Raw genomic sequence first — 19,892 nt, 5'->3', positions numbered from 1 at the left:
TGAATCGGGCATTCAGCATCGATTCACCGTCCGGCGCGCAAACTTCAGGCACAGTCAGCTTCGACTGCAACCCAGTCCAGTGAAACGGAGAAATCGGCGGTGCGTGAATGCCAGGCAGAGCCGCAATCGAGGCGTCGGGCGCAGCCGGGTTGGACACCCGGCGAGCACGGCAACGAAGAGTGCGGCCCTGCCAGGCGTTCACCCGAAGGGCGGGTGCCGCAACAGGCGCATACCGGCGTTGCGCACCTTGCCAAGGCCACCAGCCTTGGCTGCGGCACGCGCCTTGGCCTGCACCCGTTGCGACACCCGCGCACCGCCGATTTCTCCGTTTCACTGGACTAAACCCAGGAGACCATCATGCGCACCACCGCCCTTCTCGCCACGATCGCCGTGCTGGGCACGGCCCTCAGCGCCCCCGTGCTGGCCGGCGACCACCACAAACGTGAGCGTCGGCAGCACATCAGCGCGCCGGCCCAAACCGGCTACGACCACGGCATGCAGGTCGTGGCCAACGACGCCGGCCCCGGCCAACCCGGCCACGGCTGGCAGTATTTTTCCGACGCCAACGCGCAGCGCGCCGTGGTCATCAGCCCCCAGGGCGACTACTACCTCAGCCAGGGCCGCGGCCTGCACTGGGTGGCTGCCGCGCAGGGGCAGGCCTGACCGGCGCCGCCTCCGCCCCGGCCGCATGGTTTCGGGGCGGAGCGGCGCAGCACGACACCCGGCGGGCGAACCCGCACCCTGAGAATCCGCCCACCGCCGACGCACCGACGATCCCTCGCCCATGCCCATCCACGACCCCGCCCCAGCCACCGAGCCCCAGGGCCTGAGCAGCCAGCAGGCGGCCGAGCTTCTCGCGCGTGACGGCCCGAACCAGCTGCCCGGCAGCGCGCCCAAGTCCACCCTGGCCATCGTGCGCGAGGTGCTGACCGAGCCCATGTTCCTGATGCTGCTGGCCGCCGGCGGCATCTACCTGGCGCTGGGCGACAAGGGCGAGGCGCTGTTCCTGCTCGGCTTCGTCTTCGTGGTCATCGGCATCACGCTGGTGCAGGAGCGGCGCACGCAGCGCGCGCTGGAGTCGCTGCGCGCGCTGTCCGCCCCGCGCGCGCTGGTGCTGCGCGACGGCCAGGAGCGGCGCATCGCCGGCACCGAGGTGGTCTGCGGCGACCTGCTGGTGCTGCACGAGGGCGACCGCATCGCCGCCGACGCGCGGCTGCTGCAGGGCGAACTGGAGGTGGATGAATCGCTGCTCACGGGCGAATCCGTGCCCGTGGCCAAGCTGGCGGGCGACGCGGCCAAACCCGATGCAGGAGCCGACCTGTTCGCCAGCACCGTGATCACGCGCGGCCGGGGCCTGGCCCGCGTGCTGGCCACGGCCGGGCGCACGGCCGTGGGCCGCATAGGCGCCGACCTGGCCAGGGCCGAGGCGCCGCCTTCGCCGCTGCAGCAGCGCTCACGCCGGCTGGTGCGCGGCCTGGGGGCGCTGGCGCTCGCGCTGGCGCTGGCGCAGGTGCTGCTGGGCTGGTGGTGGAACGGCCGGCCGCTGCTCGACAGCCTGCTGGCCGGCATCGCCCTGGCCATGGCGCTGCTGCCCGAGGAGATTCCCGTCATCCTCACCGTGTTCCTGGCGCTTGGCGCCTGGCGATTGACGCGGCTGCAGGTGCTGACGCGGTGCGTCACCGCCGTGGAGACCCTGGGCGCCATCACCGTGCTGGCGGTGGACAAGACCGGCACGCTGACCATGAACCGCATGGCCGTGGCCGAGCTGGCCACTCCCACCGGCCATTGGAGCGCACAGGACGCACAGGAGCTGCCCGAGGACTTTCACCGGCTGGTGGAATTCGGCATGCTGGCCACGCCGGGCGACCCGTTCGACCCCATGGAGCAGGCCATACAGCGCTTCGGCCACGACTGGCTGCGCGGCACCGAGCATGTGCACGACGGGCGCGAGCCGGTGTTCGAGTACGCGCTGTCGGGCGAGATCCTGGCCATGACGCGCGTGTACGCCAGCGGTGCCCCCGACCTGCACTTGCTGGCCACCAAGGGCGCGCCCGAGGCCGTGGCCGACCTGTGCCACCTGGACGCGCCACGCCTGGCCGCCGTGCGCGCCCAGGTAGACGCCCTGGCCGAGCGCGGCCTGCGCGTGCTGGGCGTGGCCTGCGGGCGCTGGACCGGCCAGCCCGCCCAAGCGTGGCCGCCCAGCCAGCACGACTTCGACTTCGAGTTCCTGGGCCTGCTGGCGCTGGCCGACCCGCCGCGCCCCGAGGTGCCGGGCGCCATTGCCGAATGCCGCGCCGCCGGCGTGCGCGTGGTGATGATGACCGGCGACCACCCGGCGACGGCGCGCGCCATCGCGCGCCAGGTGGGCCTGTCCGAGCGGCCAGAGGTCATCACCGGCGACGAGATCGGGCAGCTGGACGACGCCACGCTGCGCGAGCGCCTGCGCCATGTGGACCTGTGCGCGCGCCTGAAGCCCGAGCACAAGCTGCGCCTGGTGCAGCTGCTGCACGCGGGCGGCGAGGTAGTGGCCATGACCGGCGACGGCGTGAACGACGCCCCCGCGCTCAAGGCCGCGCATGTGGGCATCGCCATGGGCGAACGCGGCACCGACGTGGCGCGCGAGGCAGCGGCCCTGGTGCTGCTCCAGGACAGCTTCGCCCACATCGTCGCCGCCGTCGCGCAAGGCCGGCGCATCGACGACAACCTGCGCAAGGCCACGCGCTTCGTGTTTGCCGTGCACCTGCCCATCGTGGCGCTGGCCCTCGCCCCCACGCTGCTGCACTGGCCGGCGCTGCTGCTGCCGGTGCACATCGTGCTGATGGAGCTGCTCATCGACCCGGCCTGCTCCATCGTCTTCGAGGCCGAGCCCGCGGCGGACGACCTCATGCAACGCCCGCCGCGGCCGGTGGATGACTCGCCGTTCGCGCTGCGCGCCCTGCTGCCGCCGCTGCTGCAGGGCGCCGGCATCGCCGCCCTGCTGCTGGCCGCGCAGGCCTGGCTGCAAGCCCAAGGCTGGAGCCAGGCCCAGGGCCGCACGGTGGTCTTCGGCGCGCTGCTGATCTGCGTGCCGCTGCTGATCCTGGCGCAGCGCAACCCGGCGCGCGCCGTGCTGCACCGCGGCGCGGCGCCCAATCCCTGGCTGCGGCCCATGGTGGCCGCCGTGGGCCTGCTGCTGCTGGCCGTGCTGGCCATCCCGGGTCTGCGCCAGCTGATGGGGCTGGCCGAGGTCGGCTGGGCGGGTCTCGCGGCCGGCGCCGCCGTGCTGGCGCTGTGCCTGCTCTGGCTGGAGCTGCTGCGCCTGGCCTTCAGATCGAGCGCATCAGCCCGCCGTCGACCCGGATATTCTGCCCCGTGATGTAGGCCGCGCCGGCGGACGCCAGGAAGGCCACGGTGGCCGCAATCTCGTCGGCCGTGCCGTAGCGCTGCATGGGCACGCTCTGGCGGCGTGCCTCCTGCGCGGGCAGGCTGTCGATCCAGCCGGGCAGCACGTTGTTCATGCGAATGCCGTCCGCCGCGTAGCGGTCGGCAAACAGCTTGGTGAAGGCCGCCAGGCCGGCGCGAAACACGGCCGATGTCGGGAACAGCTCGCTCGGCTCGAAGGCCCAGGCGCTGGAGATGTTGACGATGGCGCCGCCCCCCTGGCGCTGCATGGCGGGCACCACCAGGCGCGCCGGGCGGATGACGTTGAGCAGGTAGGTGTCCATGCCGCGCTGCCAGTCGGCATCGGGGATGCCCAGCAGCGGCCCCTTGGGCCCGTGGCCGGCGCTGTTGACCAGCACGTCGATGCTGCCGAAGCGCGCCAGCGCCGCGTCGACGAAGCGCGCCAGGTCGTCGGGCGACTGGTTGGAGCCCGTGACGCCCAGGCCACCCAGCTCCTGCGCCAACCGCTCGCCCTTGCCGGACGAGGACAGGATGGCGACCTGGTAGCCATCGGCGGCCAGCCGGCGCGCGGCGGCGGCGCCCATGCCGCTGCCGGCGGCGGTGAGAAGGGCGACCTTGGATTCGGGCATCGTGGGCTCCTAGTACTATTCGATTGATAGCTGCTCGCGCTTGTTCAACGGGCGCCAACGGCCGATTTGGTTCATGTTTTCGGCGTCGGGTCGTCGCTCAGCAGGCAGGCTTCGACGGTCTGCAAGTCGTTGTCGCGGGCGAAGTTCATCACGAAGTCCCAGGCCATGGGCTCGTACTCGCGCAGCGCGCGGTTGACCACCACGCACTTCACGCCACCGATCACGGTGGGCAGGCACCAGGGCGAATAGCCCAGGTGGGCGCCAGGGCCTTCCGCACCGCCCGGGCGAAAACGCGCCATCACGCCGGCCAGCCGCTCGGCCCAGTCGCTGGGGCGAAAGCTGCGCCCGTCGCGGGTGATGCCCTGGATGAAAACTTCGCTGCTGGAGGGGGAGGCGGCCATCGATCCGAGACGGCGAGCCGTCCGCAAGAACGCAAAAAAAGACGCCGCTCGAACCGGCATCGACAGCCGGAGGCGGCCCGCGCATTTTATCCGCCGCCTCGAAGCGGCGCCGCCGGTGGGCGCATCGCTGTCATGCAAAAGCCGCAACGCGGGCGGCGGGCCGCACTTCTAGAATAGGGCTTCGACGGGCCGCGTTGGCCCGCTTCTTTTTGGCCCCGTGCCGTTTGAGGAGTCCACCGCCGTGACCACCGCCCCCGAACTCGATCAGCCTCATGTGATGAACACCTACGGCCGCCTGCCCGCGGCCATGGCCTATGGCAAGGGCTGCCGACTGTGGGACGTCAACGGCAAGAGCTACCTGGACGGCCTGGGCGGCATCGCCGTCAACACCCTGGGCCACGCCCACCCCAGGCTGGTGCCGGCGCTGCAGGACCAGATCGCCAAGCTCATTCACACCAGCAACTACTACTACACGCCCAACGCCGAGAAGCTGGCCGCCAAATTGGCCGAGATCTCGGGCATGAGCAACGTGTTTTTCTGCTGCACCGGGCTGGAGGCCAACGAGGCGGCGCTGAAGCTGGCGCGCAAGTACGGCCACGACAAGGGCATCGACAAGCCGCAGATCGTGGTGTATGAGCACGCCTTCCACGGCCGCAGCATCGCCACCCTGTCGGCCACCGGCAACCCCAAGGTGCAACAGGGCTTCGGCCCGCTGGTGGAGGGCTTCATCCGCGTGCCGCTGAACGACATCGAGGCGCTGAAAAAGGCCACCGCGGGCAACCCCGACGTGGTGGCCGTGTTCTTCGAGACCATCCAGGGCGAAGGCGGCATCCACCCCATGCGTGTGGAATACCTCAAGCAGGTGCGCGCCCTGTGCGACGAGCGCGGCTGGCTCTTGATGATCGACGAGGTGCAGTGCGGCATGGGCCGCACCGGCAAGTGGTTTGCCCACCAGTGGGCCGGCATCGTGCCCGACGTGATGCCGCTGGCCAAGGGCCTGGGCTCGGGAGTGCCGATCGGCGCCGTGGTGGCGGGCCCCAAGGCCGCGCACATCTTCGGCCCGGGCAACCACGGCACCACCTTCGGCGGCAACCCGCTGGCCATGCGCGCGGGGGTCGAGACCCTGCGCATCATGGAAGAAGAAAAGCTGCTTCAGAATGCCGCCACCGTGGGCGCGCACCTCAAGTCGGCGCTGCAAAAGGCGCTGGCCGGCAACCCCGGCGTGCGCGAGGTGCGCGGCCAGGGCCTGATGCTGGGCATCGAGCTGGCCAAGCCCTGCGGCGTGCTGGCCGAGCGCGCGCTGCACGCCGGCCTGCTGCTCAGCGTCACGGCCGACTCGGTGATCCGCCTGGTGCCGCCACTGATCCTGAGCACGGCCGAGGCCGACGAGATCGTCGCCATCCTGGTGCCGCTGATCGACGCATTTTTGAAGGAGTGAAGCGGCCATGACCCCGCCCCCAGTCAAGCATTACCTGCAGTTTTCCGACCTCACGGCCGACGAGTACGACTACCTGCTGGGCCGCGCCGCGCTGATCAAGCGCAAGTTCAAGGCCTATGAAAAGCACCACACGCTGAACGACCGCACGCTGGCCATGATCTTCGAGAAGGCCAGCACGCGCACGCGCGTCAGCTTCGAGGCCGGCATGTACCAGCTGGGCGGCAGCGTGGTGCACCTCACGTCCGAGGGCAGCCAGCTGGGTCGCAGCGAGCCGATCGAGGACACCGCGCGCGTCATCAGCCGCATGACCGACATCGTGATGATCCGCACCTTCGAGCAGGCGCGCATCGAGCAGTTTGCCCAGTATTCGCGCGTGCCGGTCATCAACGGCCTGACCAACGAGTACCACCCCTGCCAGATCCTGGCCGACATCTTCACCTTCATCGAGCACCGCGGCTCCATTCGCGGCAAGACCGTGGCCTGGATCGGCGACGGCAACAACATGGCCAACACCTGGGCGCAGGCGGCGGCCTTGCTGGGCTTCACGCTGCGCGTGGCCACGCCGCGCGGCTACGAGGTCGATTCGCAACTGGCCACGCTCGACAGCGGCGGCGGCGGCCAGCGCGGCTGGCAGGACTTCAGCGACCCGCGCGCGGCCTGCGCCGGCGCCGACCTGGTCACCACCGACGTGTGGACCAGCATGGGCTACGAGGCCGAGAACGAGGCGCGCAAAAAGGCCTTTGCCGACTGGTGCGTGGACGCCGCCATGATGCGCGCCGCCAAGCCCGACGCCCTGTTCATGCACTGCCTGCCCGCGCACCGCGGCGAGGAAGTCACCGCCGAGGTCATCGACGGCCCGCAGTCGGTCGTGTGGGACGAGGCCGAGAACAGAATGCACGTGCAGAAGGCGTTGCTGGAGTACCTGCTGCTCGGTCGGCTGGCGTAGACGTCGGCGCCTCGCCCGCCCGCCGCCGCTCTCGCACGAAGCTGTTCTTGCCGGCGCGCCCCGGCTTGCGTACCATGCGGCCAAGGCCACGCTGAACGCACCTTGGCGCGCAGCGCCGGCTACTGACGAACGATGTCGCCCTTGAGCGACCAGGCGATGGACAGCAGGTCTTTCTGCACGTCGTCCCCCAGGCCGCAGGCGCGCGCCGCCGCCAGGATGTCGTCGATCACCGCCATGTATTCGGCGTCGCTGATGTTCATGCCGCGATGGGTGTCCGGCATCGAGCGTCCGGCGTATTCGGCCGGGCCGCCGGTGCCCATGGCCAGAAAGGCGCAGGAGTGCCGCTTGATTTCGGCCACGCGCTCGGGTGATTCGAGATAGGGCAGAAAGCGCTGCTTCACCACGGGGTTGGCCAGGTGCAGCTCGACCAGCTTGTCGACCAGCTTGGCAATGCCGGCCGATGCACCGAGACGGTCGTAGAGCGAGGGGGTCATGAGTTTCTCCTTGCGTTCTGGCGCCCGCTCCAGGCAAAGGCCACGGCTGCACCGAAACCATGGCGTCCCGCCCCGCACGCTGGCGTGGGCCGGCCCCTGGAGTGATTTGAATCTACGCAAGGAAATGGGCTTTCGATAGTACAGATTCTGGAGTTCCGGCCGCGCCGCAAACGGCCCACACTGGCAGCTCGACAGGAGGCAGACATGACCGTCGGATACCGTCAATTTTGTCCCGTGGCCAAGGCCGCCGAGCTGCTGTGCGAGCGCTGGACTTTGCTGGTGGCGCGCGAGCTGATTGCCGGCAGCCGGCATTTCAACGAGCTGCGCCGCGGCCTGCCGCGCATGTCGCCGACCCTGTTGTCGACGCGCCTGTCGCAGCTGGTCGCCAGCGGTGTCATCCGCCGCTCGGCCGAAGGCCCCATGCAGCACGCCTACGAGTTGACCCAGGCCGGGCAGGAGCTGGTGCCCCTCATCGAAACCATGGGCGTGTGGGGCCATCGCTGGGTCAGCAAGCACCTGCACGACGACGACCTGGACGCCGGGCTGCTGATGTGGGACATCGGCCGCGGCGTCGATTCGTCCGTGCTGCCCGAGCGGCGCGTGGTGATCGAAGTCGAGCTGACTGACGCGCCGCGCGACCGGCGCCACTGGTGGCTGGTGTCGGAGGCCGAACACGTCGACCTGTGCCTGGAAGACCCGGGGCACGAGGTGGACCTGCTCATCCGCGCCACCGTGCGCATGCTCACCTCGGTGTGGATGTGCCGCCTGAGCCTGGATGAAGCGCGCGACACGGGCGGCCTCACGCTGAGCGGCCCCGAGCGCCTCAAGCGCCTGATGCCCCGGTGGCTCATCGGCAGCCCGCTGGCGCGCCTGGGCGCCCAATCGCTGGTGGCACGGCCGATCGGGGCCTGATTCTATTTCCATATCAATAGATCAATAATATCCATGTCACCGATCCCGCAAGGAGAACGACATGGCAAGAACAGCCCGAGGTGCCGACAGTCTGGAGTCGGCCCGTCAAATGCTGGCCGGCGCACAGACCGCTGAGCAGCTTCGCCAAGCACAGGCGGTGGTGTTGCCGCTGGACTATGGCTTGAGCCTGGAGCAAACCGCGCAGGTCATCGGCCGCTCCCCGGCGGGGACCTGCCGCTTGCGCAATCGCTTCCTGGCCGGCGAGGTTGCAGGTGACGGCCAGCGCCCCGCGCGCGGCGGCAGGCGCCACCAGAACATGACGACTGAGCAGGAGCGCCAGGTGCTGGCGCCCTTTCTTGATCGCGCTCGCACGGGCGGCATCCTGGTGGTCGGTCAAGTCAAGTGTGAAATCGAAGCTGCCCTGGGCCGTCCCATGGCGCTGTCCTCGGTCTACAACCTGCTGCACCGCCACGGCTGGCGCAAGCTGGCCCCCGACAAACGCCATCCGCAAAGCGATCCTTTGGCTCAAGAGGAGTGGAAAAAAAACTCCCCGAGCGCCTTGCCGAAATCTGCTCGCACTGGCCGCAGCAAGGCCCCATCAAGCTGATGTTCCAGGACGAGGCGCGCTTTGGACGCATCAACGACGTGCGCCGCTGCTGGGCGCCCAAGCCGGTGCGGCCGCTGTGCCAAGCCATGTTGACCCACGAGTACACCTACGCGTACGCCGCCGTCGATGTGGCAAGCGGCCAGTTGGACTCGCTCATCTTGCCTCACGTCAACACCGAGTGCATGCAGTTGTTTCTCGACGAGGTGAGCGAGCGTCACCCGCACGAGCGCATCGTCATGGTGCTTGACGGTGCCGGCTGGCATGCCAGTGGTGAGCTGCACCCGCCCGCCAACATGCGCCTACTGAGCCTGCCCCCCTATGCGCCGGAGCTCAACCCGGTGGAGCACGTGTGGGACGAGCTGCGCGAGAAGCGATTCCACAACCGCGTCTTCGACAGCCTGGAGGCGCTCGAAGATCACCTTGAGCTCGCCCTGCGAGACTTCGAGAGCAACTGCGAACGGATCCGATCCATCGTCGCCTGGCCGTGGATTATTGATGCGCTATTGAATTAGAAATGGAATGAGGTCGAATCGCGGCATGATCGCGCCATGAGCCTTGCCCCGCCCCCGCTCGACTGCCAGGCCTGCGGCGCCTGCTGCGCCAGCTTTCGCGTCGATTTCTCGGTTTTTGAAACCGAGGCCGCGGGCGGACGCGTGCCCGACGGCCTGGCCGATCCGGTGACCGACGGCATCTGCCGCCTGCGCGGCACCGACCACGCACGCCCGCGCTGCGCCGCGCTCACCGGCCGCATCGGCGAGCGGGTGGCCTGCGCCATCTACGAGTGGCGGCCCTCGCCCTGCCGCGAGTTCGAAGCCGGCTCGGACGCCTGCCTGCGCGCGCGCCGCCGGCACGGGCTGGCCACGCCCGACTGACAAGGCGCGATTTCTCGCCACCCGTTGCGATTAACCGACACCACGCCCGGCGCGGGCGCGCTAACGTCGGCCCATGTCACTCGATACCCTGTCCTTGTGGGACATCTCGCCACCCGTGCAGCCGGGCGCGCCGGTGTTTCCGGGCGACACGCCCTACCAGCAGCACTGGAGCGCGCAGATCGGCCCCGGCTGCCCGGTCAACGTCAGCAGAATCACGCTGTCGCCCCACGTGGGCGCGCACGCCGACGCGCCGCTGCACTACGACCCGGCCGGCCGCGCGGTCGGCGCGCTCGATCTGGCGCCCTACCTCGGCCGCTGCCGCGTGATCCACGCCATCGGCGTGCGGCCGCTCATTTTTTGGCAGCACCTCGCGCACGCCACGCAAGGGCTGCCGCCGCGCGTGCTGGTGCGCACCTACGCTCGGGCGCCGGTCGACCGCTGGGATCCGCAGCTCGCCGCCTTCGCGCCCGAGACGGTGGAGCGCCTGGCCGACGCGGGCGTGGTGCTGATCGGCATCGACACCGCCAGCATCGACCCGGCCGACAGCAAGGCGCTGGCCAGCCACCAGGTGATCCGCCGGCGCCAGTTGCGCGTGCTGGAAAACCTGGTGCTCGACGACGTGCCCGAGGGCGACTACGAGCTGATTGCGCTGCCGCTCAAGCTGACGACGGCCGACGCCTCGCCGGTGCGCGCCGTGCTGCGTGCCCTGCCTTCTTGAAAGTTTGAATCGAACAAGGCTCTTGCGCGCATCCAGCGAGCGCAGGCAGCTATCAAACCAATAGTATTTCAACCATAACCACTGCCCATTGGGCAGATCGCCCAACCCATTTCAGGAGACCGCACCATGACCGACCCACGCCCCGAATCCATCGTCCGCGACGAGCACGCCCAGCTCGACTACTCCAGCAGCATGAGCTATGGCGACTACCTGCACATCGACCAGGTGCTGTCGGCGCAGCATCCGCTGTCGCCCGCGCACGACGAGATGCTGTTCATCATCCAGCACCAGACCAGCGAGCTGTGGATGAAGCTGATGCTGACCGAGATCGGCGCAGCCATGCAGGACGTGCGCGGCGACCACCTGCCGCCAGCCTTCAAGAAGCTGGCGCGCGCCAGCCGCATCTTCGAGCAGTTGGTCAACGCCTGGGACGTGCTGGCCACCATGACGCCACCCGAATACAGCGCCATCCGCCCCTATCTGGGGCCGTCCAGCGGTTTCCAGAGCTTTCAGTACCGCTGCATCGAGTTCGCGCTGGGCAACAAGAACGCCGCCATGCTGAAGGTGCACGCGCACAAGCCCGAGCGCCTGGCGCTGGTCAAGAGCTATTTCGACGCGCCCTCGCTGTACGACGAGAGCCTGCGCCTGATGGCCCGGCGCGGCCTGGCCATTCCGGCCGACCACCTGGAGCGCGACTGGAACCAGCCCTACGAGGCCAGCGACGCCGTGGAGGCGGCCTGGCTCAGCGTCTACCGCGACCCGGAGACGCACTGGGACCTGTACCAGTTGGGCGAGAAGCTGACCGACCTGGAGGACGCCTTCCGCGTCTGGCGCTTCAAGCACGTCACCACGGTGGAGCGCATCATCGGCTTCAAGCGCGGCACCGGCGGCACCAGCGGCGTGGGCTATCTGCGCAAGATGCTGGACGTGGTGCTGTTTCCGGAGCTGTGGCGGCTGCGCACCGATCTGTGAGTCACAAAAAAAAGGCCGCGATCGCTCGCGGCCTTTTCGTTGCGGCGGACCCGGTTCAGTTCCGCGACTTGTCGACCAGCTTGTTGGCCTTGATCCAGGGCATCATGGCGCGCAGCTTCTCGCCGACCTGCTCGATCTGGCTTTCGGCGTTCAGGCGGCGGCGGCTTTGCAGCTCGGGCGCGCCGGCCTGGTTTTCCAGGATGAAGTTCTTGGCGTAGACGCCGCTCTGGATGTCCTTGAGCGCCTGGCGCATGGCGGCGCGCGTGGCGTCGGTCACGATCTTGGGGCCGGTCACGTATTCGCCGTACTCGGCGTTGTTGCTGATCGAGTAGTTCATGTTGGCGATGCCGCCTTCATAGATCAGGTCGACGATCAGTTTCAGCTCGTGCAGGCACTCGAAGTAGGCCATCTCGGGCGCGTAGCCGGCATCCACCAGGGTCTCGAAGCCGGCCTTGATCAGCTCGACGGTGCCGCCGCACAGCACGGCCTGCTCGCCGAACAGGTCGGTCTCGGTCTCCTCGCGGAAGTTGGTCTCGATGATGCCGGCGCGGCCGCCGCCGTTGGCCATGGCGTAGGACAGGGCCAGGTCGCGCGCCTTGCCGCTGGGGTCTTGATGCACGGCGATCAGCTGCGGCACGCCGCCGCCCTGGGTGTAGGTGCTGCGCACGGTGTGGCCGGGCGCCTTGGGCGCGACCATCCACACGTCCAGGTCGGCGCGCGGCACGACCTGGCCGTAGTGCACGTTGAAGCCGTGCGCGAACACCAGCGAGGCGCCCTGCTTGATGTTGGGCTCGATGTCCTCGCGGTACACCTTGGCGATCTGCTCGTCGGGCAGCAGGATCATCACCACGTCGGCCTGCTTGACGGCCGCGCCGACCTCGGCCACCTTCAGGCCGGCCTTCTCGACCTTGGGCCAGCTGGCGCCGCCCTTGCGCAGGCCGACCACCACCTTCACGCCGCTGTCGTTCAGGTTTTGCGCGTGCGCGTGGCCCTGGCTGCCGTAGCCGATGATGGCCACGGTCTTGCCCTTGATGAGGGACAGGTCACAGTCTTTGTCGTAGAACACTTTCACGGGTTTTCTCCTTGGATGATCCGGTTAACTATCAAAAATGAAGCGCCTGCCGCACGACGGACGGGCGCTGCAGCCTCAAACCTTCAATAAACGCTCGCCGCGCCCGATGCCGCTGGCGCCGGTGCGCACGGTCTCCAGGATGGCGCTCTTGTCGATCGAGTTGAGAAACGCATCGTGCTTGGCCTGGTCGCCGGTCAGCTCGATGGTGTAGCTCTTGTCGGTCACGTCGATGATGCGGCCGCGGAAGATGTCCGTCGTCCGCTTGATCTCCTCGCGCTCCTTGCCGACGGCGCGCACCTTCACCATCATGTGCTCGCGCTCGATGTAGGCGCCCTCGGTCAGTTCGACCACCTTGACCACCTCGATCAGACGGTTCAGGTGCTTGGTGATCTGCTCGATCACCTCCTCCGAGCCGGTGGTCTGGATCGTCATGCGCGAGAGGCTCGCGTCCTCGGTGGGCGCGACGATCAGCGACTCGATGTTGTAGCCCCGGGCCGAGAACAGGCCCACCACGCGGGACAGCGCGCCCGCCTCGTTTTCAATCAGTACGGCAATGATGTGTTTCATGTCTCGATTCCTCTTCTCGCCGCCCTCCCCCGCAGCCGGTAAGCGGCGGGCTTGGCGGGCAATAGATTCGTCTTTGGGGGGATAAAAATTCAAATACCGGACGCAGAGGACGCAAAAGTTGCGCAAAGGACGCAAAAAAAATCATGAATTTTCTTCGGTCTCTTTTGCGTTCTTTGCGAATTCTTTGCGTCCTCTGCGTCCTGTCTTGGACTTCAAAGGTCTTCCGAGCCCAGCAGCATCTCGGTGATGCCCATGCCCGCGCGCACCATCGGAAAGACGTTTTCCGTCGGGTCGGTGCGAAAGTCCATGAACACGGTGCGGTCCTTGAGCTTGCGCGCCTCGCGCAGCGCGGGCTCCACGTCCTGCGGGCGCTCGATCAGCATGCCGACGTGGCCGTAGGCCTCGGCCAGCTTGACGAAGTTGGGCAGCGCGTCCATGTAGCTCTGGCTGTAGCGGCCCGAATACTCGATCTCCTGCCACTGCCGCACCATGCCCAGGTAGCGGTTGTTGAGCGAGACGATCTTGATCGGCGTGTTGTATTGCAGGCAGGTGGACAGCTCCTGGATGCACATCTGCACCGAGCCCTCGCCGGTGATGCAAAACACCTCCGAATCGGGCCTGGCCAGCTTGATGCCCATGGCATAGGGAATGCCCACGCCCATGGTGCCCAGGCCGCCCGAGTTGATCCAGCGGCGCGGCTCGTCGAAGCGGTAGTACTGCGCCGCCCACATCTGGTGCTGGCCCACGTCGGAGGTGATGTAGGTGTCGGCGTCCTTGGTCATGTTCCACAGCGTCTCGACCACGTGCTGCGGCTTGATGACCTCGGTGTTGCCGCGGTCGTAGGCCAGGCAGTCGCGCCCGCGCCAGCCGTCGATGGACTTCCACCAGTCGGCCAGCGCCGCCGCGTTGGGCTTGGCGGGCGACTCGCGCAGCATGCCGATCAGCTCGGTCAGCACGTCCTTGACGTCGCCCACGATCGGCACGTCCACCCGCACGCGCTTGGAAATGCTGGACGGGTCGATGTCGATGTGGATGATCTTGCGGTCGACCGAGGCGAAGTGCTTGGGGTTGCCGATCACGCGATCGTCGAAGCGCGCGCCCACGGCCAGCAGCACGTCGCAGTTCTGCATGGCGTTGTTGGCCTCCCAGGTGCCGTGCATGCCCAGCATGCCGACGAAGCGCTTGTCCGAGGCCGGAAACGCCCCCAGGCCCATCAGCGTATTTGTGACCGGTGCGCCCAGCAGGTCGACCAGGGTGCGCAACTCGGCGCTGGCGTTGGCCAGCAGCACGCCACCGCCGGTGTAGATGTAGGGCCGCTTGGCGCCCAGCAGCAGCTGCAGCGCCTTGCGGATCTGCCCGCTGTGGCCCTTGCGCACCGGGTTGTACGAGCGCATCTCGATGCTGTCGGGATAGCCCTTGAAGGCGGTCTTGGCAAAGGACACGTCCTTGGGAATGTCGACCACCACCGGTCCCGGGCGGCCCGAGCGCGCGATGTGGAAAGCCTTTTTCATCACCGTGGCCATGTCGCGCACGTCCTTGACCAGGAAGTTGTGCTTGACGATCGGGCGCGTGATGCCCACGGTGTCGCACTCCTGGAAGGCGTCCTGGCCGATCGCCGCCGTGGGCACCTGGCCGCAGACGATCACCATCGGGATCGAGTCCATGTAGGCGGTGGCGATGCCGGTGACGGCGTTGGTCACGCCCGGCCCCGAGGTGACCAGGGCCACGCCGACGTCGCCGGTGGCGCGCGCGTAGCCGTCGGCGGCGTGCACGGCCGCCTGCTCGTGGCGCACCAGCACGTGCTGAATCGATTCCTGCTTGTAGAAGGCGTCGTAGATGTGCAACACCGCACCGCCCGGATAGCCCCAGACGTACTTGACGCCCTCGGCCTGCAGCGCCTTGACCAGGATTTCGGCGCCGCGCAGATCTTGGGATGTGTGGGATGCTTCGCTGCGCGAGGACGCGGCAGCGGCCGACTTGAGTTCGGCTTTGGAGATTTCCATTTCGATCAACCTTTCGAGAATTTCTCTGACGAAAAACCTTGGGTGCCCCTTGCCAGCCCTCGTGGGGCCGCTTCAGGACTTGAGACCACACGCCATGGACGGGAAACTGTAAAGCCCGCCGGACGGTGACCCGTTTGCCAGTTTGACTGCAGCGCGCATTATGGCACCGCGCGGCCCGAGCCGCCGCGCCGGCCGCCTGGACGCTGCGGTGCCGATGCCATAATTCACCGCTTCGCGGCTTCCCGCCGGCATGCGCGCCGGCAGCCCCCCGATGACTCGCGTCGTCCCTCCCGGCGTGCCGCCGGCACGCTCCCGCATCGCCTGAGACGCCCTTGGCGACCGAACAAGAACTCGCCGACCTGCTGCGCAGCGTGGAAAAGCGCGCCTTCAAGCGCACGCTCTACCACGTGCGCGACGAGAACGCCGCGCTGGACATCGTGCAGGACAGCATGATGAAGCTGGCCGAGCACTATGGCGACAAGCCGGCCGCGCAGCTGCCGCTGCTGTTCCAGCGCATCCTGTCCAACAGCACGCTGGACTGGTTTCGGCGCCAGAAGTCGCGCAAGGCCCTGTTTTCCAATCTGAGCGACTTCGAGTCGGCCGACGACGAGGGCGGCAGCTTCGACCTGCTGGAGAGCCTGGTCGCCAACGGCACCGGCGAGTCGGTCGAAAGCGCCGAGGACAGCACGCGCCGCGCCGAAATCCTGCACCAGATCGAAACCCAGATCCAGGCCCTGCCGGCCCGTCAACGCGAGGCCTTTCTGATGCGTTACTGGGAGGAGATGGACGTTGCCGAAACCGCCGCCGCGATGGGGTGTTCGGAAGGCAGCGTCAAGACACACTGCTCGCGCGCCGTCCAGGCCCTCGCCAAGGCCCTGCGCAGCAAGGGAATCACACCATGAGCACCAGCCACCAAGTCCAGCGCGACGACATCCTGCAAAACCGCTTCGGCCTGCGCGTGGCCGCCCGCCTGTCGGCCGGCGCCAGCGAGTTGCCGCACGAGCTGTCCGAGCGCCTGCGGGTGGCGCGCCAGCAGGCGCTCGCGCACCGCAAGCGCCCGGCGGTGGTGGCGCATCGCCCGGTGGTCAGCCGCGCCGCCGCCGTCATGCGCCAGGGCCCGGCCGCCGTGCTGGGCCTGGGCGGCGGCGACGGCCCTGGCTTCTGGGGCCGCGCCAGCACCGCCGTGCTGCTGGCGGGGCTGGCGATCGGCCTGGTCGCCATCAACATCGTGCAAGGCGACGACCGCGCGGTCGACATCGCCGACCTGGACGCCGCCCTGCTGACCGACGACCTGCCGCCCCAAGCCTACACCGACCCGGGTTTCCTGCAGTTTCTCAAGACGCAGCACCACGAGCGCAGCGGCGGCTCCTCGTCCGATCGCCCCGAAACCTGAAGCCGGAGCCCCGCCAGCGCCCATGCCCGCCCGGATTCGCCCCACCCGCTGGCTTGCGGCCCTGCTCGTCCCGATCGGCCTCACGCTGGCCTTGGCTGCGCCGGCGCAGGCCGAAAGCGGCGCCCGTCCCGCCCGGGCGGCGCGCCCCGCGCACGCGGCGGCCAGCAACGGCATCGCTTGGCGTGAGTTGACGGCGCGCCAGAAAACCGCCCTGGCGCCCCTGAAGGAGCAGTGGCCCACGCTGAGCGCCGAGCACCAGCGCAAATGGATCGCCCTGGCGCGCAACTACCACCGCCTGTCGCCGGCCGAGCAGGCCACGCTGCAGCGGCGCATGAGCGACTGGGCCCAGCTCAGCCCTTCGCAGCGCACGCGGGCGCGGCTCAACTTCGGCGAGGCGCGGCGCCTGCCGGCCGACGAAAAGCGCGCCCAGTGGGAGGCCTACCAGGCGCTGCCCGAGCAGGAGCGCGAGCGCCTGGCCCAGGACCGGCCCAAGCCCCCGGTCACCGCCGCGCCGGCCCTGCGCCCCGCGCCGCCCAGCGCCATCGCGCGGCCGCTGCTGCCCGCCACGCGCCCGGCCGACGGCGGCACGCGCGACATTCGCTCCAGCGTGCCGCTGAACCGCCATACACTGCTGCCTTTGCGGACGGCGCCCGACACGGTCGATCGGCGCTGACCGCGCCCCGCCTTTGTCGTCATTGGCGAGCGTGTCGCATGCACGCCGTCTGATCCGCTTTCCCTGTCGATGCCTGCCCTGCCGTCCAGCCCCTCCTCCATGTCTGCCGCCGAGCCGGGCGTGCTCGTCGCCCCCCCGCTGCGCCGGCGCATGGCCTGCTGGCTGTACGAAGGCCTGCTGCTGTTCGGCGTGGTGTTCGTCGCCGGCTACCTGTTCGGCACGCTCACGCAGACGCGCAACGCCCTGAACAACCGGCACGAGCTGCAGTTTTTCGTCTTCGTGGTCATCGGCATCTACTTCGGCTGGTTCTGGAGCAAGGGCCAGACCCTGGCCATGAAGACCTGGCACATCCGCGTGGTCGACCGCCAGGGCCGGCCGCTGTCGCAGGGCCGCGCCCTGCTGCGCTACCTGCTGTGCTGGGTGTGGTTTTTGCCGCCGCTGGCGGCGATGGCGCCGTTTCCGCTGCGCGCGGGCGAAGTCACGGTGCTGACCGTCGGCTGGGTGCTGGTGTGGGCGCTGCTGAGCCGTTTTCGCGCCGACCGCCAGTTCTGGCACGACATCTGGGCCGGCACGCGCCTGATCGACGTGCGGCCCGCCGCGGACGGGGCGCGCCCGTGATCGCCAGCCCGCCCCCCCAGCCGCCACGCAAGAACCACGCTGGCCTGGCCCGCCTGGCGCCGGCGCTGCGCCACTCGCTGGCGGGGCTGCGCGCGGCCTGGGACGAAGGAGCCTTTCGCCAGGAGGTGGCGCTGGCCGTGCCGCTGATTCCGCTCGCCTTCTGGCTGGGCCAGGGCTGGGTCGAGGTGGCGCTGCTGGCCGGCTCCGTCGTCGGCGTGCTGATCGTCGAGCTGCTCAACAGCGGCATCGAGGCCGCCATCGACCGCTTCGGCGACGACTGGCACCTGCTCTCCAAGCGCGCCAAGGACCTGGGCTCGGCGGCCGTGCTGCTGGCCCTGCTGCTGGCCGGCGCCATCTGGGCTGCCGCGCTCTATCACCGTTTTCTCACCTGATCGCCATGTCCGAAGTTTCTGTTTCTGCCGCCGCACCCGCCTTTTCCATCTGCGTCTACTGCGGCTCGCGCCCCGGCGCCAACCCCGCCTTTGCCGAGGCAGCCGCTGGCGTGGGCCGCTGGATCGGCGAGCGCGGCGGCCAGCTCGTGTACGGCGGTGGCCGCAGCGGCCTGATGGGCGTGGTGGCCAACGCGACGCTGGCCGCCGGCGGGCGCGTGGTCGGCGTCATCCCGCAGGCGCTGGTGGACCGCGAACAGGCGCACCGCGGCTGCACCGAACTGCACGTGGTCGACACCATGCACGAGCGCAAGCGCCGCATGGCCGAGCGCGCCGACGCCTTCCTGGCCCTGCCCGGCGGCATCGGCACGATGGAAGAGTTCTTCGAGATCTGGACCTGGCACCAGCTGGGCTACCACGGCAAGCCCGTGGGCCTGCTGAACGTGGACGGCTACTACGACGCGCTGCTGCAGTTCATGCACACCGGCGTGCGCGCCGGCTTCATGGACGAGGCGCAGATGCGGATGGTCGCCACCGGCGCCCAATGGCCAAGCCTGCTGCCTGAACTGGTCGAGCGTGCTGGCTTCACCGCGCCAACGCAGCTCAACGCGATCTGAACTCAGCCCGGCGGCAGAAACAGCTGCTGCAGGTCGCTCAGAAAGTCGAAGCCGCGCGCCGTGGGCCGCAGGCCGGCTCCGCCGGGCTCCAACCAGCCCTGGTCCTCGGCCTGCCGCAGGGCGGCGCGCACGCGCTCGGCCGGCAGGCCGGTGCGCGCGCTGAACTCGGACAGGGCAAAGCCGTCCTTCAGCCGCAGCGCGTTCAGCATGAATTCGAACGGCAGGTCGCCCGGCGTCACCTCGTGGTGGCTGGCCACCGCGTCGCCGGCCAGCGCCTGCTGCATGTAGCGCTCGGGCAGGCGGTGGCGCACCTGGCGCAGCACGCGGTGGGCAAAGCTGAGCTTGCCGTGCGCGCCGGCGCCGATACCCAGGTAGTCGCCGAACTGCCAGTAGTTCAGGTTGTGCACGCAGCGGTGGCCGGCCCGCGCGTAGGCCGACACCTCGTAGCGCTCCAGGCCGGCGGCGCCGGTCAGTTCGGTGATGCGGTCCAGCATGTCCCAGGCCACGTCCTCCTCGGGCAGGCGCGGCGGGTACTTGGCAAACACCGTGTTGGGCTCGATCGTCAGGTGGTAGATCGACAGGTGCGGCGGCGCGAACGACAGCGCGGTGCGCACGTCCTGCTCCAGCTCGGCCAGCGTCTGGCCCGGCAGCGCGTACATCAGGTCGAGGTTGAAGGTGTCGAAGGCGCGCGCGGCCTCTTGGAGCGCAGCGCGGGCCTGCGCGCCGTCGTGCACGCGGCCGATGGCCTTCAGGTGCGCGTCGTCGAAGCTCTGCACGCCCACCGACAGGCGCGTGACGCCGGCGGCGCGAAAAGCGGCGAAGCGCTCGCGCTCGAAGGTGCCGGGGTTGGCCTCCAGCGTGATCTCGCAGCCCGGCGCCAGCGGCAGACGGGCGCGCACGCCCTCGATCAGGCGCTCGATGCGCTCAGGCGCGAACAGGCTGGGCGTGCCGCCGCCGATGAACACGCTGATCACCGGCCGCCCCCACACCAGCGGCAGGCTGGCCTCCAGGTCGGCCAGCAGCGCGTCGACATAGCGCTGCTGCTCGGCCTCGGCGTCGGCGCCGGCGCGCATCTCGTGCGAGTTGAAGTCGCAATAGGGGCACTTGCGAATGCACCAGGGCAGGTGCACGTACAGCGACAGCGGCGGCAGCGCGGGCAGGTTCAGGGGGCCCGGCCCCATCAGGGACAC

At 69.0% G+C, this 19,892-nt stretch carries 23 protein-coding genes; 16 read left to right on the top strand and 7 right to left on the bottom strand.

All coding sequences use genetic code 11. The features are described 5' to 3' along the window. Positions 1–357 precede the first annotated feature (357 nt). Positions 358–663, top strand: a complete 306-nt coding sequence (locus ACWHMB_RS06500) for a hypothetical protein (RefSeq protein ID WP_377480743.1) — start codon at positions 358–360, stop codon at positions 661–663. A gap of 121 nt (positions 664–784) precedes the next feature. Then, positions 785–3,355, top strand: a complete 2,571-nt coding sequence (locus tag ACWHMB_RS06495) for a cation-translocating P-type ATPase (RefSeq protein WP_377480746.1) — start codon at positions 785–787, stop codon at positions 3,353–3,355. Here ACWHMB_RS06495 and ACWHMB_RS06490 read toward each other — a convergent pair. Together ACWHMB_RS06490 and ACWHMB_RS06485 are read right to left on the bottom strand one after the other, a co-directional pair. After that, positions 3,306–4,010: an SDR family oxidoreductase gene (locus tag ACWHMB_RS06490; protein WP_377480748.1), complete on the bottom strand. Its 705-nt coding sequence runs from the start codon at positions 4,008–4,010 to the stop codon at positions 3,306–3,308. The genes ACWHMB_RS06495 and ACWHMB_RS06490 overlap by 50 nt on opposite strands. 71 nt (positions 4,011–4,081) lie before the next feature. Further along, positions 4,082–4,411, bottom strand: coding sequence for a DUF3579 domain-containing protein (locus tag ACWHMB_RS06485; protein WP_293220874.1), 330 nt, complete (start codon positions 4,409–4,411; stop codon positions 4,082–4,084). Positions 4,412–4,652: 241 nt separating this feature from the next. Here ACWHMB_RS06485 and ACWHMB_RS06480 point away from each other — a divergent pair, with 241 nt between their 5' ends. Next, complete coding sequence (locus ACWHMB_RS06480; protein ID WP_377480751.1) at positions 4,653–5,849, top strand: aspartate aminotransferase family protein; 1,197 nt, start codon at positions 4,653–4,655, stop codon at positions 5,847–5,849. A 7-nt stretch (positions 5,850–5,856) separates the two neighbouring features. Next, positions 5,857–6,795, top strand: a complete 939-nt coding sequence (gene argF, locus ACWHMB_RS06475) for an ornithine carbamoyltransferase (protein ID WP_377480755.1) — start codon at positions 5,857–5,859, stop codon at positions 6,793–6,795. A 119-nt stretch (positions 6,796–6,914) separates the two neighbouring features. Here the strand turns inward: argF and ACWHMB_RS06470 are convergent, their stop codons facing one another. Beyond that, entirely contained in the window at positions 6,915–7,289 is a 375-nt protein-coding gene (locus ACWHMB_RS06470; RefSeq protein ID WP_293220880.1) for a group I truncated hemoglobin, read from the bottom strand. A 204-nt stretch (positions 7,290–7,493) separates the two neighbouring features. Here ACWHMB_RS06470 and ACWHMB_RS06465 point away from each other — a divergent pair, with 204 nt between their 5' ends. The 6 genes from ACWHMB_RS06465 (at position 7,494) to kynA (ending at position 11,370) form a co-directional block, all read left to right on the top strand. After that, on the top strand, positions 7,494–8,201 hold the full coding sequence (locus tag ACWHMB_RS06465; RefSeq protein ID WP_293220883.1) for a winged helix-turn-helix transcriptional regulator: 708 nt from the start codon (positions 7,494–7,496) through the stop codon (positions 8,199–8,201). Between the two features lie 61 nt (positions 8,202–8,262). Beyond that, positions 8,263–8,808, top strand: a complete 546-nt coding sequence (locus ACWHMB_RS06460; RefSeq protein WP_377542580.1) for a winged helix-turn-helix domain-containing protein — start codon at positions 8,263–8,265, stop codon at positions 8,806–8,808. After that, positions 8,736–9,320, top strand: a complete 585-nt coding sequence (locus ACWHMB_RS06455; protein ID WP_377516475.1) for an IS630 family transposase — start codon at positions 8,736–8,738, stop codon at positions 9,318–9,320. Before ACWHMB_RS06460 ends, ACWHMB_RS06455 begins: the two co-directional genes overlap by 73 nt. A gap of 36 nt (positions 9,321–9,356) precedes the next feature. Further along, the gene (locus tag ACWHMB_RS06450; protein ID WP_377483743.1) at positions 9,357–9,680 is read left to right on the top strand and encodes a YkgJ family cysteine cluster protein; all 324 of its coding nucleotides are present in this window, start codon (positions 9,357–9,359) and stop codon (positions 9,678–9,680) included. Between the two features lie 73 nt (positions 9,681–9,753). Next, a complete protein-coding gene (gene kynB, locus ACWHMB_RS06445; RefSeq protein WP_377483745.1) occupies positions 9,754–10,398 on the top strand; it encodes an arylformamidase in 645 nt (214 codons plus the stop codon). A gap of 126 nt (positions 10,399–10,524) precedes the next feature. After that, positions 10,525–11,370, top strand: a complete 846-nt coding sequence (gene kynA / locus ACWHMB_RS06440; protein WP_293220892.1) for a tryptophan 2,3-dioxygenase — start codon at positions 10,525–10,527, stop codon at positions 11,368–11,370. 55 nt (positions 11,371–11,425) lie between these two features. Here kynA and ilvC read toward each other — a convergent pair whose 3' ends face one another. The 3 genes from ilvC to ACWHMB_RS06425 form a co-directional block, all read right to left on the bottom strand. Next, entirely contained in the window at positions 11,426–12,442 is a 1,017-nt protein-coding gene (gene ilvC, locus ACWHMB_RS06435) for a ketol-acid reductoisomerase (RefSeq protein ID WP_293220895.1), read from the bottom strand. 75 nt (positions 12,443–12,517) lie between these two features. Continuing rightward, positions 12,518–13,009, bottom strand: a complete 492-nt coding sequence (gene ilvN, locus ACWHMB_RS06430) for an acetolactate synthase small subunit (protein WP_293220898.1) — start codon at positions 13,007–13,009, stop codon at positions 12,518–12,520. Positions 13,010–13,221: 212 nt separating this feature from the next. Then, complete coding sequence (locus ACWHMB_RS06425; RefSeq protein ID WP_377483748.1) at positions 13,222–15,012, bottom strand: acetolactate synthase 3 catalytic subunit; 1,791 nt, start codon at positions 15,010–15,012, stop codon at positions 13,222–13,224. Positions 15,013–15,344: 332 nt separating this feature from the next. On the opposite strand from ACWHMB_RS06425, the gene ACWHMB_RS06420 reads away from it, so the two are divergent. The 6 genes from ACWHMB_RS06420 to ACWHMB_RS06395 all read left to right on the top strand — a co-directional run bounded on the left by ACWHMB_RS06420 (position 15,345) and on the right by ACWHMB_RS06395 (position 18,702). Further along, complete coding sequence (locus tag ACWHMB_RS06420; RefSeq protein WP_293224370.1) at positions 15,345–15,914, top strand: RNA polymerase sigma factor; 570 nt, start codon at positions 15,345–15,347, stop codon at positions 15,912–15,914. Further along, entirely contained in the window at positions 15,911–16,405 is a 495-nt protein-coding gene (locus ACWHMB_RS06415; RefSeq protein WP_293224372.1) for a DUF3619 family protein, read from the top strand. The genes ACWHMB_RS06420 and ACWHMB_RS06415 overlap by 4 nt, the downstream gene beginning before the upstream one ends. A 22-nt stretch (positions 16,406–16,427) precedes the next feature. Further along, positions 16,428–17,078: a DUF3106 domain-containing protein gene (locus ACWHMB_RS06410; protein ID WP_293224374.1), complete on the top strand. Its 651-nt coding sequence runs from the start codon at positions 16,428–16,430 to the stop codon at positions 17,076–17,078. Between the two features lie 99 nt (positions 17,079–17,177). Beyond that, on the top strand, positions 17,178–17,696 hold the full coding sequence (locus ACWHMB_RS06405) for an RDD family protein (RefSeq protein ID WP_293224428.1): 519 nt from the start codon (positions 17,178–17,180) through the stop codon (positions 17,694–17,696). Next, positions 17,693–18,088, top strand: coding sequence for a diacylglycerol kinase (locus ACWHMB_RS06400; RefSeq protein WP_293224376.1), 396 nt, complete (start codon positions 17,693–17,695; stop codon positions 18,086–18,088). Before ACWHMB_RS06405 ends, ACWHMB_RS06400 begins: the two co-directional genes overlap by 4 nt. A gap of 5 nt (positions 18,089–18,093) precedes the next feature. Further along, on the top strand, positions 18,094–18,702 hold the full coding sequence (locus tag ACWHMB_RS06395) for an LOG family protein (RefSeq protein ID WP_293224378.1): 609 nt from the start codon (positions 18,094–18,096) through the stop codon (positions 18,700–18,702). Between the two features lie 2 nt (positions 18,703–18,704). Here the strand turns inward: ACWHMB_RS06395 and hemW are convergent, their stop codons facing one another. Next, positions 18,705–19,883, bottom strand: a complete 1,179-nt coding sequence (gene hemW, locus ACWHMB_RS06390) for a radical SAM family heme chaperone HemW (RefSeq protein WP_293224430.1) — start codon at positions 19,881–19,883, stop codon at positions 18,705–18,707. Positions 19,884–19,892 lie beyond the last annotated feature (9 nt).

The organism is Ottowia pentelensis (genome assembly GCF_964341695.1).
Note: the sequence above shows the minus strand (reverse complement) of the source record. Positions and strands in the feature narration are given on the sequence as shown.

What these genes read in the sequence shown, in the direction of transcription:
- ACWHMB_RS06465 (WP_293220883.1), top strand. Translation starts at nt 7,494, where the DNA reads ATGACCGTCGGATACCGTCAATTTTGTCCCGTGGCCAAGGCCGCCGAG.
- ACWHMB_RS06470 (WP_293220880.1), bottom strand. Translation starts at nt 7,289, where the DNA reads ATGACCCCCTCGCTCTACGACCGTCTCGGTGCATCGGCCGGCATTGCC.
- ACWHMB_RS06425 (WP_377483748.1), bottom strand. Translation starts at nt 15,012, where the DNA reads ATGGAAATCTCCAAAGCCGAACTCAAGTCGGCCGCTGCCGCGTCCTCG.
- ilvN (WP_293220898.1), bottom strand. Translation starts at nt 13,009, where the DNA reads ATGAAACACATCATTGCCGTACTGATTGAAAACGAGGCGGGCGCGCTG.
- ACWHMB_RS06495 (WP_377480746.1), top strand. Translation starts at nt 785, where the DNA reads ATGCCCATCCACGACCCCGCCCCAGCCACCGAGCCCCAGGGCCTGAGC.
- ACWHMB_RS06450 (WP_377483743.1), top strand. Translation starts at nt 9,357, where the DNA reads ATGAGCCTTGCCCCGCCCCCGCTCGACTGCCAGGCCTGCGGCGCCTGC.
- ACWHMB_RS06490 (WP_377480748.1), bottom strand. Translation starts at nt 4,010, where the DNA reads ATGCCCGAATCCAAGGTCGCCCTTCTCACCGCCGCCGGCAGCGGCATG.
- ACWHMB_RS06415 (WP_293224372.1), top strand. Translation starts at nt 15,911, where the DNA reads ATGAGCACCAGCCACCAAGTCCAGCGCGACGACATCCTGCAAAACCGC.
- hemW (WP_293224430.1), bottom strand. Translation starts at nt 19,883, where the DNA reads ATGGGGCCGGGCCCCCTGAACCTGCCCGCGCTGCCGCCGCTGTCGCTG.
- ACWHMB_RS06460 (WP_377542580.1), top strand. Translation starts at nt 8,263, where the DNA reads ATGGCAAGAACAGCCCGAGGTGCCGACAGTCTGGAGTCGGCCCGTCAA.
- ACWHMB_RS06485 (WP_293220874.1), bottom strand. Translation starts at nt 4,411, where the DNA reads ATGGCCGCCTCCCCCTCCAGCAGCGAAGTTTTCATCCAGGGCATCACC.
- argF (WP_377480755.1), top strand. Translation starts at nt 5,857, where the DNA reads ATGACCCCGCCCCCAGTCAAGCATTACCTGCAGTTTTCCGACCTCACG.
- kynA (WP_293220892.1), top strand. Translation starts at nt 10,525, where the DNA reads ATGACCGACCCACGCCCCGAATCCATCGTCCGCGACGAGCACGCCCAG.
- ACWHMB_RS06395 (WP_293224378.1), top strand. Translation starts at nt 18,094, where the DNA reads ATGTCCGAAGTTTCTGTTTCTGCCGCCGCACCCGCCTTTTCCATCTGC.
- kynB (WP_377483745.1), top strand. Translation starts at nt 9,754, where the DNA reads ATGTCACTCGATACCCTGTCCTTGTGGGACATCTCGCCACCCGTGCAG.
- ACWHMB_RS06410 (WP_293224374.1), top strand. Translation starts at nt 16,428, where the DNA reads ATGCCCGCCCGGATTCGCCCCACCCGCTGGCTTGCGGCCCTGCTCGTC.
- ACWHMB_RS06500 (WP_377480743.1), top strand. Translation starts at nt 358, where the DNA reads ATGCGCACCACCGCCCTTCTCGCCACGATCGCCGTGCTGGGCACGGCC.
- ACWHMB_RS06405 (WP_293224428.1), top strand. Translation starts at nt 17,178, where the DNA reads ATGTCTGCCGCCGAGCCGGGCGTGCTCGTCGCCCCCCCGCTGCGCCGG.